Origin of the sequence: Paraglaciecola sp. 20A4, assembly GCF_011378905.1 — a bacterium.
Taxonomy (GTDB): domain Bacteria; phylum Pseudomonadota; class Gammaproteobacteria; order Enterobacterales; family Alteromonadaceae; genus Paraglaciecola.
Map to the genome: position 1 here is coordinate 171840 of NZ_WTPY01000004.1, position 18400 is coordinate 190239.

Annotated in this window: 19 protein-coding genes; 10 read left to right on the forward strand and 9 right to left on the reverse strand. The window is 42.6% G+C overall.

What is annotated here, in order from left to right; genetic code table 11:
* Positions 1-47 precede the first annotated feature (47 nt).
* Complete coding sequence (prmB, locus tag GQS54_RS06650; RefSeq protein WP_166423227.1) at positions 48-977, reverse strand: 50S ribosomal protein L3 N(5)-glutamine methyltransferase; 930 nt, start codon at positions 975-977, stop codon at positions 48-50.
* A 111-nt stretch (positions 978-1088) separates the two neighbouring features.
* Here prmB and smrB point away from each other — a divergent pair, with 111 nt between their 5' ends.
* Positions 1089-1649: an endonuclease SmrB gene (smrB, locus tag GQS54_RS06655; protein ID WP_166423228.1), complete on the forward strand. Its 561-nt coding sequence runs from the start codon at positions 1089-1091 to the stop codon at positions 1647-1649.
* On the opposite strand, the gene GQS54_RS06660 is transcribed toward smrB, so the two are convergent.
* Together GQS54_RS06660 and GQS54_RS06665 are read right to left on the reverse strand one after the other, a co-directional pair.
* Complete coding sequence (locus tag GQS54_RS06660; protein ID WP_166423229.1) at positions 1646-3337, reverse strand: EAL domain-containing protein; 1692 nt, start codon at positions 3335-3337, stop codon at positions 1646-1648. The genes smrB and GQS54_RS06660 overlap by 4 nt on opposite strands.
* Before the next feature lie 45 nt (positions 3338-3382).
* Positions 3383-4408: a putative porin gene (locus GQS54_RS06665; protein ID WP_166423230.1), complete on the reverse strand. Its 1026-nt coding sequence runs from the start codon at positions 4406-4408 to the stop codon at positions 3383-3385.
* 156 nt (positions 4409-4564) lie between these two features.
* On the opposite strand from GQS54_RS06665, the gene GQS54_RS06670 reads away from it, so the two are divergent.
* Genes GQS54_RS06670 through GQS54_RS06685 form a run of 4 tightly spaced genes read left to right on the forward strand, consistent with a single transcriptional unit; the run spans position 4565 to position 8991 of the window.
* Positions 4565-5122 (forward strand): response regulator, encoded by a 558-nt coding sequence (locus tag GQS54_RS06670; protein ID WP_166423231.1) that lies wholly within the window; start codon positions 4565-4567, stop codon positions 5120-5122.
* Positions 5123-5153: 31 nt separating this feature from the next.
* Positions 5154-5957, forward strand: coding sequence for a phosphate/phosphite/phosphonate ABC transporter substrate-binding protein (locus tag GQS54_RS06675; protein ID WP_166423232.1), 804 nt, complete (start codon positions 5154-5156; stop codon positions 5955-5957).
* A 35-nt stretch (positions 5958-5992) separates the two neighbouring features.
* Entirely contained in the window at positions 5993-7654 is a 1662-nt protein-coding gene (locus tag GQS54_RS06680; RefSeq protein WP_166423233.1) for an ATP-binding protein, read from the forward strand.
* 26 nt (positions 7655-7680) lie between these two features.
* Positions 7681-8991, forward strand: a complete 1311-nt coding sequence (locus GQS54_RS06685) for an HD domain-containing phosphohydrolase (protein WP_166423234.1) — start codon at positions 7681-7683, stop codon at positions 8989-8991.
* Here GQS54_RS06685 and GQS54_RS06690 read toward each other — a convergent pair.
* On the reverse strand, positions 8969-10462 hold the full coding sequence (locus GQS54_RS06690; RefSeq protein ID WP_166423235.1) for an ATP-binding protein: 1494 nt from the start codon (positions 10460-10462) through the stop codon (positions 8969-8971). The two genes, GQS54_RS06685 and GQS54_RS06690, sit on opposite strands and share 23 nt — an antisense overlap.
* A complete protein-coding gene (locus GQS54_RS06695) occupies positions 10455-11087 on the reverse strand; it encodes a heme NO-binding domain-containing protein (RefSeq protein WP_346766555.1) in 633 nt (210 codons plus the stop codon). The genes GQS54_RS06690 and GQS54_RS06695 overlap by 8 nt, the downstream gene beginning before the upstream one ends.
* A 214-nt stretch (positions 11088-11301) precedes the next feature.
* On the opposite strand from GQS54_RS06695, the gene GQS54_RS06700 reads away from it, so the two are divergent.
* Positions 11302-12069, forward strand: a complete 768-nt coding sequence (locus GQS54_RS06700) for a GDP-mannose dehydrogenase (RefSeq protein WP_166423236.1) — start codon at positions 11302-11304, stop codon at positions 12067-12069.
* A gap of 121 nt (positions 12070-12190) precedes the next feature.
* On the opposite strand, the gene GQS54_RS06705 is transcribed toward GQS54_RS06700, so the two are convergent.
* Together GQS54_RS06705 and GQS54_RS06710 are read right to left on the reverse strand one after the other, a co-directional pair.
* Positions 12191-12532, reverse strand: a complete 342-nt coding sequence (locus tag GQS54_RS06705; protein WP_166423237.1) for a hypothetical protein — start codon at positions 12530-12532, stop codon at positions 12191-12193.
* A 45-nt stretch (positions 12533-12577) separates the two neighbouring features.
* On the reverse strand, positions 12578-12823 hold the full coding sequence (locus GQS54_RS06710; RefSeq protein WP_166423238.1) for a hypothetical protein: 246 nt from the start codon (positions 12821-12823) through the stop codon (positions 12578-12580).
* A gap of 138 nt (positions 12824-12961) precedes the next feature.
* On the opposite strand from GQS54_RS06710, the gene GQS54_RS06715 reads away from it, so the two are divergent.
* From GQS54_RS06715 to GQS54_RS06730, 4 genes are all read left to right on the forward strand, one after another.
* Entirely contained in the window at positions 12962-14389 is a 1428-nt protein-coding gene (locus GQS54_RS06715) for an ATP-binding protein (RefSeq protein ID WP_166423239.1), read from the forward strand.
* Positions 14390-14391: 2 nt separating this feature from the next.
* Positions 14392-15081 (forward strand): response regulator, encoded by a 690-nt coding sequence (locus GQS54_RS06720; protein WP_166423240.1) that lies wholly within the window; start codon positions 14392-14394, stop codon positions 15079-15081.
* 108 nt (positions 15082-15189) lie between these two features.
* Entirely contained in the window at positions 15190-16212 is a 1023-nt protein-coding gene (locus GQS54_RS06725) for a YHYH protein (RefSeq protein ID WP_166423241.1), read from the forward strand.
* Positions 16205-16408: a hypothetical protein gene (locus GQS54_RS06730; RefSeq protein ID WP_166423242.1), complete on the forward strand. Its 204-nt coding sequence runs from the start codon at positions 16205-16207 to the stop codon at positions 16406-16408. Before GQS54_RS06725 ends, GQS54_RS06730 begins: the two co-directional genes overlap by 8 nt.
* A 444-nt stretch (positions 16409-16852) precedes the next feature.
* On the opposite strand, the gene tmpT is transcribed toward GQS54_RS06730, so the two are convergent.
* A complete protein-coding gene (tmpT, locus tag GQS54_RS06735) occupies positions 16853-17512 on the reverse strand; it encodes a thiopurine S-methyltransferase (RefSeq protein ID WP_166423243.1) in 660 nt (219 codons plus the stop codon).
* A 190-nt stretch (positions 17513-17702) separates the two neighbouring features.
* Positions 17703-18245, reverse strand: a complete 543-nt coding sequence (locus tag GQS54_RS06740; RefSeq protein WP_166423244.1) for an NUDIX hydrolase — start codon at positions 18243-18245, stop codon at positions 17703-17705.
* Between the last annotated feature and the right edge of the window lie 155 nt (positions 18246-18400).

Genomic DNA, 18400 nt, shown 5'->3' on the forward strand with positions numbered 1-18400 from the left:
GATTTATATATATTGCTTTACATGCTATTCATCGCTGCTTCGGGCAGCTATTGGGCAAAGTAAGCCACTAAATTTGCTCTACTGATGGCAAACACACCGTGACCACCCCGCTTGAACTCAACCCATTGTAGGTCTAAATCGGGATAAACGTGTTCCATATGAAATTGACTGTTGCCTACTTCTACAAATAACCAACCGTCGTCGGTTAAATGCTCGGGCGCTTGGCGAAGCATTTTATGCACAAGATCCAAACCATCAACCCCAGCAGCCAATGCTAGCTCAGGCTCGTGATGGAATTCATCAGGTAAATCAGCCATGTCTTCAGCATCAACATAGGGTGGGTTACTGATAATCAAATCGTACTTCTGACCTTGTAGGGCCTCCATCAGATCTGACATTATTGGATAGACCCGATCACTTAGCTGATGTTCAATAATATTGAGTTCGGCCACTTCAAGTGCCTCAGGGCTAATATCCACAGCATCCACGGTCGCCCCGTCAAAGGCATTTGCTAAGGCAATAGCGATGCAACCACCGCCAGTGCACAAATCTAGAATATGAGTTGGAGGCGCTAATAGCCACTCAGCAAATTTGTCGTCGATGAGTTCAGCAAAAGGCGAACGGGGTATCAGTACACGTTCATCTACATAAAAGGGTAAACCACAGAACCATGCTTGATTTATCAAGTAAGCCAAAGGAATGCGCTCTTCGACTCGACGTTGAACTAATGCCGCTATCTCACGTTTTTCTGTCTCAGTTAAACGAGCTTGAAAAAGTTGCTCACCAGTTTGTTTGAGCATATCTTGCGGTAAATTGAGTGAGTATAACGTAAGACATACCGCCTCATCCCAAGGGTTGTCAGTGCCATGACCATAAAACAAGCCAGCTTGATTAAACTGACTGACCGCCCAACGCACCATATCTAACATCGAATGCATATCAGTTACCGCTTGTTCAATATCCACACTATTATTCATTTTTTACCTAAATTTGTTTAGCCTAAACAAGCGCCTTACATAGTTTCAACACCAAGACTTTGTTAAACTTGCCGTCATGATCGCCTTATATTCAGCACACTGCCTAACATTATGAAAAAAAATGCCACACCTGATTCATCCGATACGGCACTATTTCGTAGTGAGTTTACCGATGTAAAGCCATTAAAGCAGGACAAAATACCGCCTCAACGCTTTTCCAGCAAGCTTAAATCTACCTTGATAGATAAAAAGCGCGGTCCGCAAAGCGACCTTAAGCAACAGAATGCTACATTTCAATTTTCAGATGGCTTCGAAGGATATTTTGACACGAGCCAACCCCTAAAGTACGTGCAACCCGGCGCAGATACCTTTGAGGTCAAACGCTTACGACGGGGTGAATACCCACCAGACCTCATCCTTGACCTACATGGTCTGAATAAAGAGCAAGCGAAACTGGAAATTGCGGCTTTAATTTACGCCGCACAGAAACAGCATTATCACTGTGTATGTATAGTACATGGCATAGGCAGTTACGTGCTGAAAAAGAACGTGCCGAACTGGTTAATTCAACATCCCAGTGTTAAAGGTTTCCATCAAGCACCATTAGAATGGGGCGGTCAAGGCGCGGTATTGGTATTGATTGATTTGCCCCAAATAAACAGCAAGTACTAATTCCTAAATGGTTGTTGTAAAAGTAGCATTTCAAATTCAGGTTTAGGCAGTGCCTTGCTGAAGAAATAACCTTGAATATAGTCACACTTGTACTGTTTCAATAGTTCAACTTGTCCTGCTAGTTCAACGCCTTCTGCGACAACAGAAATACCTAACTCATGACACATAGTTATTAGGCCTGCGATCATACTTTGAATTTCTTTGCAGTCTTCTATGCCATCCACTAGTACTTTATCTAACTTTAAGACATCTATTGGTAACTTAGCTAAGTAAGCAAATGACGAATACCCCGTTCCAAAATCATCCATAGCAATACTAACGCCTAGCTCTTTGAGCTCCCAAAGCACCTTTAAGGTTTGCTCAAAATCTTGTATCAAGCACGATTCGGTAATTTCTATTTCAATTAATGATGGCGGCAACCCATATTGATCCAACAAGCTCTCGAATTGCTCTACCACACTATGGTTCGCTAATTGGCGCGCAGAAATATTGATGGCTACCCGCTTTAAATCTTTGCTAAAACGGTGCAGCTCAGCGATTTTTTTAACACTTTGGGCAATCAACCACTCCCCAATTTGTTCTATTTGCCCATCGAGCTCACTTAAGTTGATGAATTCATTCGGTGGTATCCAACCAAGTTCATTGTGCTGCCAACGGATTAAAATTTCAGCGCTGTCAATCAGTTGATCCGGCAAGCGTACTTTAGGCTGAAAGTGCAGTAAAAATTGATTGTCGCGTAATGCCCCATTAATTGAGTTTTTAATTTTGAGCTGGCGTTGTTGTAAGTCTCTTAAGGCTGAATCGAAACGACATAAATGCTCCACAGCGACGCTGTCAACAGAGAATGCACAACGCAAATTTTCCATCAAGCTACTTGGGTCGTCTCCATCAGCGGGCGCTAAGGCATAGCCCATTACACTGTTAATTTTCACGCAGCCTTTACGTTGCGTGTTAGGCTCGTTTAACTTGTGATTAATGATCGTTAAGCGCTTGCGGATCATCGATTCACTTTCATAGTCCGGAATAATAATAAAGATTTTTCCGCTGTCAAAAGCAAAGGTTTGACTTCCTTGAGGCAACTCGTTGTGTACTAACCCCCTAATCTCAGTTAATAAGCCCGTAAAAATCGTTGGCCCAGCATGTTGCTCTAGAAAGTCATAATCGTTGATTTTAAGTGACACTAAGCAAAATTCTTGTTGCTCAGCAAACCTGTCTCGCACTGCTTGTTCAAAAGCGTAGTACTCTGGATTATGCTCCCCCTCTAACACCCGACGATTAAGCAAGCGAGCATGATATTCAGCAAACGCTTGCTCAATTTCTTCAATTAACTGTTGGTTATTCCACGGCTTACGCAAAAACTTATGGGCTGCGCCACTATTTAGCAGACTAATCGCAGAGTCGAAATCAGCAAATCCACTGAGTACCATGGAAATAACATCAGGATAACTTGCTTTAATTTGTTGGATAAATTCAGCACCAGACATCATCGGCATTCTGAAATCGGATAACACCACCTGAATGCTGTGCTCTTGCATAATGGCTAACCCCTCTTGGGCGCTATTGGCAATAAAAATCTCAAACTGTGTTTTAACTAAACAGCGCTTTAAAGACGATAAAATATTGGGTTCATCATCGACAATTAATAACTTGCCTGTTGTTGGAGTAACGTGTACTTGCTGGCTATTCATTGCGGCCTGCCTCTAAAGTTGTGTAGTAAAGCATAATAATAAGATTCAAAATTTGTACTGACCTTCGAAACGAATTCGCAGCCCTTGTTCTTCTGGACCTTCAATCGTTCGCATATCACTTACGCGTGCACCCAACCACCATGTATCTGCCATTTTTCGACGCAATCTCACATCTAGACCTTGCACGTTGGATGTAGCGAACCGGGCAGTAGCATTCTGGGCGAATTCAGTGATAACGCCGAAACGCTCAACATGTAAATAGCGTAAATGCCAAGAATAATCACCTGGCTGAGCCAGTTTTCCATGCTTCAATTGCACCGCTACACTCGTTTTCTGATCGCTGAATTGTTCAAATTGGTTAAAATCATTCAAGGACTGACCTAAATCCACGCCCAATTGATATCCCTTAAAACTAAGACTACTCGATAAACGTAAAAAGCGATTGTCCAATTGGGTATCTTTTTTGGCGTACTGTGCATTTGACTGGCCATTATAATCAACATAGGAAGGTGAAAATGTTACTTTTACTTTGTCAAAGCTAAACCTCATATTCCACTGAACTATGTTCAGTAAACCCACCACATCGCTATTCCCGTCAAGTGGTTTGAGCGAAGCAAGTTGCAGTTGATGCCGCTCAGATAAACGATAATCTAGATGCACACCGATAGGGCTTAAATTACGATCCCAGAATACATCTGTTATGTGTTTGGTTTTCCATGGTATTTTCCCGATATACAGATTTACATCAGTAAATTTCCCGGTTAGATATAAGCGCTCAACAAATACATCCCTATCAGGCTGAGGTTGAGTATTGAAGCGAATTAGCGTTATCGCCGGCACGTTCTGTTTATTCTTTAATCCTGTGCTCAAACGGCCTTGGGCAGTCCAGTTATCGGTAATGCTACCTTTGATACCTAAACGGAAAATAGCGCGTAAGCGTTCTCTATCTGGCAAATTAACATGCTGACTTTCATTCTCGTAACGTAACACCGCATCACCAAACACATCGACATTACTAGCGAAAGCAGTCGAACTAAGCGTCAATATAATAGCTGCCATTAACTGTCTCATGAAGTATTCCTATCGTTTAAATGATGTCGGCTAATTTCTTGAGACTAATAATTACACAATGTCACCATTGTCACATATTACACTTTAGTCCTATTTGTCATTTTTGCGTTTGATGTTATAACTTATCCATCGACTTTTGGCAGCTAAGAGATATTTATGAAAACTTTAACATCCGGTGACATAGCTAAGTACTGTGACGTCAACTTGCGCACAGTTATACGCTGGATTGATAGCGGACGGTTAAAAGGTTACAAACTTCCAGGAGGGGGTAACAATCGGGTTAAAGAAGAAGACTTCGTTGCGTTTTTAACTGAAAACAAGCTGCCTATTCCTGCTGATTTTGCTTCTCCCGAGACACGGGTACTCATCGTCGACGATGAACTGCAGGTAGCCAAAGCGATAAGCCGTGTAACTAAGCGAGCCGGCTACGACAGTGTGATTGCCACCGATCCATTTATGGCAGGCGCCTTACTGACAACCTATAAACCTCAATTAATGACCCTCGATTTGAGCATGCCTGGCGTAGATGGCTATGACATCGTGACATTTGCTCGCCAAGAATATGCCGACAAGTCCTTAAAGATTTTAATTATTTCAGCGCTAGGAGAAGACGAACGTCAAAAAGCCATAGATCTAGGCGCAGATGCGGCTTTAGCCAAGCCATTTGCCAATAAAGAATTACTTAGCGCCATCGATGCACTATTACGTAATTAAACGCATTAGTGATTTGCTTTAGGAGCACAGTATGAAGTTTATAATTTTAGCATTAAGCATGATCATTTTAAGTGCGCAAACACACGCGCAAGAGACATTAACGTTCGCCGTAGTACCACAACAATCGGCTAAAAAGCTAGCCAAACTTTGGACACCATTATTGCGGGAAATAAGTGATGACAGCGGTGTAAAGCTAATATTTACCACTGCACCAAACATTCCTACTTTTGAGCGTCGTTTATCGCAAGGTCAATATGACTTTGCCTATATGAACCCATATCATTTTGTTGTATTTAATGAATCCCCTGGTTACCAAGCGCTCGCTAAGCAAAAAGATAAACATATTCAAGGAATTATCGTCGTAAGAAAAGACGCACCCTATGCCTCTATTAATGAACTGAATGATATAACGATGGCCTTTCCCGCTCCAGCTGCTTTCGCAGCAACGCTACTACCAAAAGCTGATTTGTCGGCGCATCATGTCACGGTAAAGAGTCGCTACGTATCGTCACATGACTCAGTCTACCTTAGTGTAGCCCGAGGCCTATCTCCTGCGGGTGGGGGTATCTTACGCACATTTAATAACGCGCCAGCGAATGTAAGAGAGCAACTTAGAATATTGTGGAAAACCCAACCTCATACCCCCCACGCCATCGCCAGTCATCCAGATGTATCATCGGATGCACGCCAAAAAATCCAAACCAGCCTGGTCAATTTGCACAGTACCGTAAAAGGTAGAGCTGCATTAAAAGCAATCAATTTTGTAGCTTTTGAGGGCGCTGATAACAGTGACTGGGAAGATATTCGCATCCTTGGCATCAACTCGCTTAAGTGAAAAAGACTGGTCAAGGTTAGATAAAGGGGATTCACATGTCATTACGCAGTAAAACCATTATCGGGATCGCTACTATCGAGGCTATTTTGCTTTTGTCATTAGTAGTAACCGCAGTGACCTTTTTAAGTCGTTCAGTGAGCAAAGACTTGGTTAAACACGCATTCACTACGGCTACCTTATTTTCTACCACTACCAAAGATGCAGTATTGTCTTATGATCTTGCGTCATTAGACGACTTTGTTCTAGAAGCATTGAAAAACCCTGGAATTGTATACGCACGCGTCATCAGCAGTAGTGATGGCATATTGTCGCAAAGCGGTTCAGAAGAAGCGTTAAACCGTAACTTTAGCGCGGATCAACAAATGGACGATGTCAACGACGGAGTCTTCGATACATACGCCAGTATCATAGAAGGCGATACAGTATATGGCCGAGTTGAAATCGGCTTAAGCGTCAGTAATGCACTAAGTGCTATCCAAAAAATAAAACAATGGACAACCTCTATCGCACTTATAGAGCTGATACTGGTCGCACTATTTTCTTATGGCTTAGGCCATTATTTAACCCATCAGCTTAAATTACTTCAGGCTGGGGCAAAAAAAATATCTCACAGTGCTATCTCTGGAGATTTTACTGATACACAGATCCCTATTACTTCAAATGATGAATTGGGAGAAGTAGCACAAGCCTTTAATCAGATGATCGAAACACTTAAAGCTGAATGCGTGCGCGTAAAAAATTATCAAGCGGAATTGGAATCTCTAAACCAAACATTAGAAATGCGCGTTGTTGCCCGTACGCAATTACTTGAAGACAAGAACGAGCAATTAACCCTTATTAATTTTCAACTAAAAAGTGCTCAAGAGCAGCTAGTTCAATCAGAAAAAATGGCATCTCTGGGGCAACTCGCAGCTGGTGTCGCACACGAAATTAACAACCCAATAGGTTTTGTAAACAGTAACTTAGCGTCTTTATCAGATTATGCAAAAGTTTACGTTAAGCTCACCCAACTTGTTGCAGATTGGCAAAAAACTGATGCCCCAGAACAGCGAAAAAACCTAGAAATTCAAATTGGTGACTTTCTCAATAATGAAAACGTAGAATTTATGCAAGAAGATATGCCCGAACTTATCAGCGAATCAAGCGAAGGTTTAACCCGCGTGAAAGATATCGTCGCAGGACTAAAACAATTTTCCCAAGTTGACCGCAAAGCGCTGCAATTATTTGATATCAACGATTGTATTAAGACAACCTTAAGTATGGTCAGTAATGAGCTAAAATATCACTGCGATATTGTTACTAAGCTTCAAGAAGTCAGTCGAGTTGAAATAAATGTCGGTAAAATTTGTCAGGTTTTAACTAACCTACTGATCAATGCCGGCCAAGCAATTGGTGATAGAGGCACAATCACTATCGAAACATATAGCCACAATGGTCTGATTTATGTGTCGATCTGCGACACGGGGCATGGTATTCCAGCCGAAAATCTTAAACGATTATTCGATCCATTCTTTACCACCAAACCTGAAGGACAAGGCACAGGGCTTGGTCTGGCTATCTCATTTGGCATTGCTCAAGAACACAGCGGCGATCTCACCGTTACCAGTGAACTAACCAAAGGTAGCTGCTTTATATTGACCTTACCTGCCGCATCATCACAAAGCGAGAAACCGTCAATTGAGACGCTAATCAACTAGCAAAACCTTATTTGGGAGACAGCACCATGAGTGAATTAACACCGAAAGAGTCAGAAACTTATACGGTCTTGTGTGTCGACGATGAAATCAATATTCTCAAGGCGATTAAACGCGTTCTGCACAAGCAGGATTACGAATTATTAATAGCGCAAAGTGGTGCCGAAGCACTTGAAATACTAAAACAAAAAACGGTACACGTGATCGTATCAGATATGAAAATGCCTGCTATGTCGGGAGCCGAATTCTTGCAAAAAACGACCGCCTTAGTGCCCATTTGTTATCGGATTCTACTGACCGGATACTCCGATATGTCATCCACTATCGACGCGGTTAATCACGGCCACATCGACCGATATTTACAAAAACCTTGGGACAATACCGAGCTAACATGTGCCATCGGCGATGGTCTGGCCAAAATTAAACTTAAACTTGAAAACGCACGATTAATCCGTTTGATTAATAAACAAAATGCCCTACTCAAAGACTTAAATCACAACTTAGATGAAAAGGTAAAGCTACGCAGCAAACAAATTACCCTCGCCATGAGAAAGCTAAAACGCAATACGTTGGCGACTCAACGGGTGTTGTATAATTTTATCAGTATTAATCCCAATCTAGACGGGGGATTTGCGCAAAGTGTCAGTCACTTATCTAATAAATTAGCGGAGCACTTATCACTTTCGGATAAAGAACAGGCACAAATCAGCTTTGCCGCGTTACTGGGCGAGATTGGGCTATTAGGGTTGGATACAGCCTTATATTCAAAGCCATTTTGCGAACTCAATTTCAATCAGCAACATATCTTTGTGCAACAAACTAAATTTGCCGAGCAAATACTCAGTCCTGCCACGCATTTACGTGCAGAATTAGATATTATTACCTGCCAGTATGAGCATATTGATGGTAGCGGAGCCAATAAACTCAGCCAGGAACAAATTCCAATTGGTGCGCAAATACTAGCGGTTGCACGGGATTTTTGGCGCTACAAATTAGGCAGAATAAGCAAAACATCGCTGTCAAACGCTGAGGCAATTACTGAACTTAAAAAATATCGAGGTTTGCGCTATGCGCCAAATATAATCGACATTCTGCTCCAATATCCAGATGTTATCAGCGGTCAATTTATTGAAAGCGCGATACAGGTCAAAGATCTACAAGAGGGCATGCGCTTGAAAGAGGATATTCTAACTGAGAATCATATTTTGGTTCTACCCCAAGGCCACGTATTTTCAAAGACATCAATTCAACAATTGGCTCAGTATGAACAGCAACGAACTGAATGTTTTACTATTTTCATTGAGCAAGCAGAAGTGCCTACTCAGGAAGGGGAAAACTAAGGGAGAATTGCGTTCCTTTACCCACCGCAGAGTGCACTTGTGTCAGCACATTGTGCGACTCTAAAATGGCATAAGAAACCGATAACCCTAGGCCTGTCCCAACACCAATGGGCTTGGTCGTAAAAAAGGGGGTGAAAAGTTGCTCCAACGTTTTTTTATCCATGCCGCAGCCTGTATCACTGACGTCAATAATCAGTCTGTCAGCAGTCAGCGTAGATTTTATGCTCAGCTTTCCACCGTTTGTCATGGCATACGCCGCGTTAACAAATAAGTTAACGAAAACTTGTTGTAGCTGTCCATTATTTCCTAGAATTTGCGGCAAGTCAGCATTTAGTTGGTTATCCACTATGTGCTCATATTTAAGCGCATTCCATGCAATTTTTAATGCCCCTTCAATACACAGATTAAGACTTATTCTTTCTAACTTGCCATCTCCACTATGAGAGAACGTTTTCAAGTTTTCTACGATTTCCTTTACGCGATCCAAGCCTTCTAAGTTCGATATCAATAGGTCTTGAGCATCCTGTTGAATATATGCCAAATCATATTTATCGCAAAGCGCATTGTACTGCTGCGTGTCTATTTGACCTTCAGCTGTTAACGCCTCGGCAATACTGCAGTGTAAACCTTGATAATCTTGCAAATACTCTTCTAGCATTTCTATATTTGAACGAATAAAACCCACTGGATTATTAATTTCATGGGCAACACCAGCGGCAAGTTGGCCCAGCGAAGCCATTTTTTCCGACTGGATTAATTGTCTCTCAGCTTGCTTTAAACGGTCCACAGTGTTTTGTAGCTCTACGGTGCGCTTACGAATACTCACATCCGTCACCCGGCGAGTAATGCCGCTCAATAAGTGCTCCCGAGCTGTTCCGAGCACAGATAACGCTTCTTCATCTAAGAATTCCGCACGACTAAAAAAAGCCAACCAGGCAATCTTCCCTCCAAGCAAAGCGAAGTTTCCAAAGACGATCCATTTAAAGCCTGAAAGTGCCTGACTGGCTTCATCGTCAATAGACGACACCAGCCACATACTGAGGCTTTCTTGTTGCTCAAGCGGTAAGAATTGAATTGCTTGATTGAAAAACACCGGATCGCTCACCCATTTGTTTGGCGCACGCCAAATATTATCAACTTTAGATTCAAGTGCCTGACCGTTATTGGTCACAATAAATAGCCCACATTCAACAGAAAAAAACTGGCCTGTTAGTTCTACGGTATTTGTGATCAATTCTTGCAGCGAAATATCTGATGAAACATCACCCGATGTTTGACGTAAGAATTCAAGTTCAGCTTGCTTCTTTTTCGCAATAGCCAGAGAGGTTTGCAGTGACTGATTGCTTTCATAAAGCGCTCTAGAGTGAACCTCTAAATGTTGTTCAGACATCACTCTAGCCTTTTTTTCACGCTCTATTTTGCGCTCGAGTACACCAATCCTTGCCTCTAGTTCCGATATTGATTTAGACAACTTTTGTCACCTTCATGACACAACGTTCATCACCTTGATGTTCACACTCAGTTTGCTCAACGGTTACCTGTTGGCCGGTATGAGAAGCTAACCCCTGTACTATTCCTTCGCAAAAGTAACACAGTTTTCGCGGTGAAATATAATGAAAACTTAATGTGGTTGGCGTTTCCTCAAGAAATTCAAATTCTGGCAATATCGCTTCTGGATTAAGTTTTTTAACCTCAACATGGATCACATTCTGCACACCATAAAGAAATTTAAACACATCGGTAAATTTGTGGGCTTCTGGCGGAGCCGCTTGCAATAGTTGTTCAAACATCCATTGACCAAATGCTATTTGCGCCTCTTGCGCGGTTAGGTTTTTCTTTTCCATAATAAGACCAACTAACGTAAATAACTCTTCATCGTCATACGTGGCCACGGACGTATAAATACCGTGACTAGGTAGATCGGCGACGTTAAGCAACTCATCCCAAAATTCGTCGCCCCACAATTCATCAACAAACTGGTTTAATTTTACAAAGATAATGCCTTTCATAGGATATTCCTCAATACGCGCCATTCCCGGCAACAGGCCAATTTTAGCCAACGGATAATGTGCTACCTCAAGATAGTCGAAGTTCACCAACAAGCTCAACGTAAATTAGTCTATATATGTGTGTAATGTTGTCTTAAATTTGCAACATTTCGGTGCATGTATTCGTCAGCTATATTCTTTAAGCCTATGTTTTAAATGATTAAATTTATTATGGAACAAGAACTGCAAATTACCAATCATTAGCTACTCTGTGGCAGATAAGTCGTCAAAATTCAGCAGTAAGATAGCAAAGGACCCATACATGTTTGATTCTCAGCAATTAAGTACCACACAAACCTTTAGTGCCTATTCTAATCAACCTCAACTTACAGTCGACAATACGCGTGGCTATAACCGCATAGTTTCGTTCAGTAATGGAAGCGAGCAAAGTTACCAACTGCCACAGTGTCGAAACAGCAAACGCATCAGTGTATTTGGTTTAGGCCACGCAGGAGCATTATCAGCCATTTGTATGGCTGCATTGGGTCATAAGGTCATCGGTGTAGACTTGGATCAACGCAGAATAAATGCATTAAATCAGGGTAGAACTTTTTCTGATGAGAGCGGTTTACCTGAGTTACTCGCCCGCATCAGTTCTTTCCATAACTTGGTGGCAACGGATGATGGTTTTAATGCTATAAAACGCTCTGACTCTTCACTCATTTGCGTTAATGACGATGTAGAAAGTGATTCAGCAACAAGCATCGAAAAACTTAAAACCTTATGCGAGCAAATAGGCATGAGTTTGCGTTATAAAGAGCACTATCACAATTTGGTCTTTTGTCAGCACATCGATGCACAGATATTACACACTGTATTGATCCCAACGTTAGAGTCTCATAGTGGTAAAAAAGCGTCTGAGGCGTTCGGTATATCAACCTTTCAAGGAAATAAGAATAGCAATCGAACCATTAAAGACTTCTTCCAACCTTCTCAGTTAACTATTCACTTTTTAGATAAGCACAGTTGTCAGTTAACGGAGCAATTATTTAGCGGATTTAGGGCCAGCGTGAGGCGCATCAGTTGGTAAAGCATTGACGAGATATTTGCTGATTGCGAAATATAGACTTAGCATAATTAAAAAAGTAATGCCGAATAGCCACATCGGCACAACTGAAGATATGAGCTAGACATAGTAATCTAACCTTAATCTAGGCAAAAGTGTCCACTAAGTTTAGTGAACTCGAGCCAGACTGATTAGTCGATAAAGACGTTAGTATATCTTTAAATGCTGCGCCCAATTCTTCTTCAGACAAACTTTCAGCACCATCACGCAATCCATCTAATTGCGTTTTTAGCGATGACTGCTGATCTTTACTCAAGCTAGCAAGCATATCAGTAACAGAACTCTGCTCATCATCAGACAAAGTAGAGACGGCAGATTCTAACCCAGGAGGCACGCCGCCCTGAGGGGGTGGCGGAGGCCCTTTGGGTCGCCCAATATCTTGCGATACGAGAGTATTAACAGATTGATTTGCAGTATTTATTTGCATTTCATTTATCCTTTTTTGATTTGTTGTATTAAAACAAACGCGAGACTAATCTCGCTTCGCATCTTCTGGGACAGCAACCAAACTATCGTTCATCATTTTGCACGTAGCACTCAGTGTGTCACCGCGTCTGGTTTCAATCGTCACACTGTCACCTTCTGATTTATCAACACATGCTTCAAATGCTTCAGGCGGTGGACGACGTTCACCCTGCCCACGGCCCTCTTGTGCGTGAACGCCAGTACTGTCAATAACCAACATGCTAGTTACGAAAAATAATTTTGATAATTGCATCTTTTTTTACTCCAATAATAGGTCTACATCAGATTCTAACGATCAAATGTGCAGAAATGATGGAGATAACATGGAGAAGTTGGCTAATCTTCCTAAAGCCGCTAGTGCAGGCTCCTTGCACGCAGGTATACTCGGCGTATGAATATATTCCGTAAAGTCTTTTTATCATTCCTTGGGCTTACCGCCTTGACGCTGCTGATTACCCTAGGCTTAGCGCGTTGGAGCTTTGACCAAGGTTTTCTCAACTTTGTTGCTGGGCTAGAGCAGCAACGCCTTAGCCTACTCGGTGATACATTGGCACAGACCTACTCCCGTAAGGACGATTGGCAGTCCGTTATCAACAAAGGCTTAGACTATTATCTTGACCCAATACCGACCAGAGGTGGTAGACCGCCTAGATTATCTGAACCAAGTCCTTTGATGTCGTCACCACGCAATCAAGGTGCGCGCCCGCCACCTCGCCCAAGAGAACATGGGAATGATGCCCCACCTACCGCGCTTTTTAACGCACAGGGAGAGTGGTTAACGGGTAGTAAACCAAAGTCAGATGCCAAAGAGGTACTAAATCACGCGATTTACTTAAAAGGTAAGAAAGTAGGCGAATTACGTAGTTGGTTAGATACGATACCTGAGCGCTCGTTGGCATCATCATTTTCCATGCAACAACGTTATGCCAGTATCGCCATCGGCTTCTTATGTTTATTCATCGCAGGCGCTGCCTCTTGGTTACTTGCAAGGCGTTTAACCGCCCCCGTTAAGGATGTGCTGCATGGCGTAGAGCGGCTAAGCCACGGTGTCTATGATGTCAACCTTGATACCCTGCGCCAAGACGAACTCGGCACACTGATGCGAAATCTAAACGGATTAAGTCATATATTGAATGAAACGCGCAGTGCAAAAAATCGCTGGTTTGCCGATATTTCCCACGAACTACGCACCCCTTTAACAATTTTAATCGGCGAGCTTGATGCATTAGAAGCAGGCATACGCCCTTTTGGTCCAGAACAAGTTGAATCATTAAAGCATGAAGCATTGCTTTTGCATCGTTTAGTGGATGATCTTTATCAACTATCAATGTCTGATGTTGGTGGTCTGAAATACCATTTTAGTCTGATTGATATTAGCGAGAGCGTCGATAACGTGCGGGCATCGCTAAATGCTAAAGCTCTGCAAAAAGGTTTGAAAATATCAACCTCAATTGCCGAGCCTGTATATTGCTTGGTGGATCCACAGCGGTTAGAACAGCTTTTTATAAATTTACTCAACAATGCCATCTTGTATACCGATACTGGGGGCGAAATTGTTTTATCCCTGAGCCAACTTGGTAATAAAGTAATATTTGAAATAAACGACACCCTACCCGGTGTACCGCTGGCGGATTGTGATAAGTTGTTCGACCCTTTGTATCGGCAGGATGCCTCACGAAATCGCGCAGCTCCCGGCGCAGGCTTAGGCTTAACAATCTGTCGAAATATTGTCACCGCCCACCAAGGCAAAATAAGTGCATCGCCTTCATCTTTAGGCGGGGTTTGTATCAGGGTAGAATTACCGGCAGCGAAGGAATAAATATGAGCAGCAAACAACACGTATTAATCGTTGAAGATGAGCCTAAGATTGCACAAATCCTCGTCGACTTCCTCACTTTAGAAGGCTACTCAACGCGCGTTATTCACCATGGTGACGAAGCCGAAGCCGCTATAAAATCAGAGATGCCCGATTGCGTCATATTAGATTTGATGCTCCCAGGTAAAGATGGCTTAAGCATCTGCAAAGACGTGCGTAAATTTTCTCAAGTACCGATCATTATGTTGACAGCCCGTGTGGATGAGATAGACAGATTGATGGGATTAGGTTTTGGCGCTGATGACTATGTCTGCAAACCTTTTTCACCACGAGAAGTTGTCGCACGTGTCCAGGCAGTATTGCGCCGAGCCTCTATTGCTACTCCATCAACCCAATCAAATATATTGAGTTTCAAGCACATCACCATTGATACTGAGCGATTCGAGTGCAGGGGAAATGGCACACCGATAGAGCTCACGCCCGTTGAGTTTCGTTTACTGAGAAGCTTACTTGGCCGACCTGGCGCGGTTCTCTCTCGAGAGTCATTGATGAACAGTTGCTATGATGATTCGCGTATCGTGAGCCATCGTACGATCGACAGTCATATGAAAAACCTACGTAATAAAATCACTCTAGCGGATGATCCACAACCAATATTACAATCGGTCTATGGCGTCGGATATAAACTGATGTGACTGCAAATTCCAGCAAGCTAAATATGTGCAGTATCTGCTGAATATCTGCACAGTATCTGCGCTTAATTAACCTAAAGTAACATCAGGTTAATAGACAAAGATAACGCCATGAAACAAATCTTACCCCATTTTCGAACTCTGCTGATTTTCACCTTGATGTTTCTATTATTGGCGTGTAGCGATAGCGTAACGGATTCAACGGAACAACAAAGCACCACGGATACAGATTCAGAAACTGAAACTGAAACTGAAACTGAAACTGAAACAATAGTAGAAGCTGCTGATCCCCCCTTTTTCTTCGATAATGCGGTTATCGAAACCATTACCACAGAAAGTTGCACCTTGTCTGGCGGTACACAAACAACCTGTTATCGCATTACAATTGCCGGTGAACCCGTAGTCGATGAAATCGGTCCTTTTTGCCCACCGAACATTGATTCTGATGCATCGCAAGGAGGCATTTGGTTTGATGGATCGGGTGAAGTTTACGACATAGACGGTGAATTTATCAGCAACCTAGACTCGCTTTACGGGGACGGATGGCTGCTTTACGATCCAAGTACAGGTGAGGTTAATATCACTGATACCCAAACAGCTTGCGAGGCAGCAGCACGTCCGAACGTGGATGCAGCTTATCAAAACTATTGTGTACAGTGTGATCTAGACTATTACGGTGGTGGCATTAATGAAACCCTGCTGCTACCAGTTACGCCCATTCCCTTAGCCAACCCAAGTTATGTTAACAGCAATATGGGTATCTCCTTAAATGGCGTTATTTTAGCAGCCCAAGCCCCAGTTGACGCAATACTTAGCAATTATACCATTGCGGCGTTTGATGATTGTGGCGGGCATATAAACCCGAATGATGGTTATCACTATCATGCCGCTACTGGATGCTCAACCGGTCCTGATGAGGAAGATGGGCACGCCAGCTTGATTGGTTACGCACTGGACGGTTATGGTATTTACGCCATGTTAGACGCCAGCGGATTTGAAGAAACCGACTTAGGCGAGTGCCGCGGTCATACCGATGACTCTCGTGGTTATCACTATCACGTTGCCAGCCCAAGTGAAAATATGTTTATCGGTTGTTTTCATGGTGAACAAGGTGAATGGATAGGCAGTGAGTGATCAATCTATGAACATCAGCAAGAACGAACAGATGAACTCAGATCATGAAAACAGTCAACACAAGCGTATAGTACAAATCGTAACTGGTGTAGCAACACTAGCGTTACTGTTATCGGTCTCTTACAGGGCCCTAGGGCACGAAGGCCATGTAGATAGAGACGCTCAGTTGGCTTGCAATACCAACTCCAGTAAATAATTAACCGCTCAGCGAAAATTTAAAAGGACTTAATCAAGGCGCTTGAATGACGTAATAGTGGTGCTCTTTCGAGTTCGAGCAACACAGAGTAAGTCCTTTTAAAATTCGCCCGAAGGGAATTCCCCAGCGGGTTTTGCACTACGTTCTCGGTATTTGAAAGGGAACAACCATTGCTGCACACCGACGCCTTGTTCAAAATCCGCTGGACGGATTCTGAGAGGGCAATTATTTATTGGAATTGGTATAGGAAAAAGCCTTACGCGAATCATGTGAATACGTGAAAGAAACAAGCGATAAAACGGCCAAGCTCTACAGCGGGTTCTGCCAAAAGATATCACACAATAAGATATGTGTGCGTAATCAGCCCATTAACACAATTCTAATCGAACCGCTGGACAACTAGCTGCGCGATCAGCTGCGGCGAGCCTGAATTATGACTCGCCTTCAGGTTTTCTTTTTCAACAACCAAACCTCTTCATTCGCCTTTAGCTTACCTTTTAGTCCCCCAACAACATCTTCGCTTGCTAGCTGTGAAACAACATAGTGCTCGCCATAATGACTGGCAACTTCACCGGCATCTACGCAATACGGTGGGCCAGGTAACAAATGTTGTTCATAATCGAAGCTAATCAATAATTGCGCAGCTGCACCAGTCAATTCCCGCATATGCAAGGTATACTTTTCACGCATATCTAATGGTAATGCCACCAGCGCTGCGCGATCATAAATTGCATCAATTCGACCTATTAAGGTTGGGGTTAGTTGAAAAATATCCCCCACGTAAACATCAATTGTCAGCTCATCGACCATAGCCTGATAATGAATGAGGTCAAATTTATCCAAATGCATGACCTTGGGCTCAACTTCCATATCTTTGAACAGTTGAATAACAGCGGGCTCATGCAACTCGGCTGCAACCACATGATGACCATTTGCCACCAGCCAAGCAATATCTCTGGTTTTACCGCAAAGAGGCACCAATAGACGGCTTAACTCAGGTAATCCTAACTCAGGAAAATGCGTTTTTAACAAAGGGCTCCCTTTAAATTGATGAAAAGCAGTCTCGCCTTTTTGCCACTTTTCATGCCAATAACTCGCTTGCATATTTACTCCATCACTTCGTTTAAATAGTCTTGCGACTTCTTATCAATATTTTGTAAAATCTTTATAAAAGCCAACAAACATCATCATGCCACTTATAGCCCACTTTAGGTCAAGGTTTTTTTGACTCAATCAAAGCGCTCTCCGAGACATCTCAAACGTGGTCACAAATAAGATACTTAGCCAATTTTAATTAAAGCATGCCTTTTAGTTTGGCCAGCCCGTAAGCATTCACCGTTGATGCATCTTTAATTTCACCGGATAAAATCATTTGTTCGAACTCAGTTAGGGTCACCTTTTTAGTAATTAACCCCTCTTCCTCTGGGTCCAAATTAATTTGGGTAAAGGTAAGTTCAGTGGCAAGGTAAATATGGTACATCTGATTGCAAAACCCATAGGCTAAGTATTGTTCCCCCAGATAATGCATTTTATTCGCGACCAAACCAGTTTCCTCTTTTAACTCCCCCGCTGCTAATAGCGCATGATCAGCATCAGGGTTTTCCTCCCACGCGCCTTGGGGTAATTCCCAGCAGCGTTTTTTAATGGGATAGCGATATTGTTCAACTAGATGAATAAAGCCGTCTTGCACAGCTAAAATCACCACAAAGTCAGGTTTCTCAACCACACTATAAATTCCTACGTTACCGCTGCTGCGGCGAATTTTATCTTCTTTTAAGCGCATCCATTTGTTTTCATAAACAACCGTGCTGGTTAATGTCTGTATTTCATCGCTCATCTGTTCATCCTCGTAGAATAGTCGTTAGGTCACGCTGCACTGAGTGGACCTATCCTAGCGTAAAAGCATGGATATTTTCACATTGCATACAAAAGTATTTCCGAGATTTATTGAGGTATTTTAATTTCGCTGCGTATACGTAGTAACATAAGGTT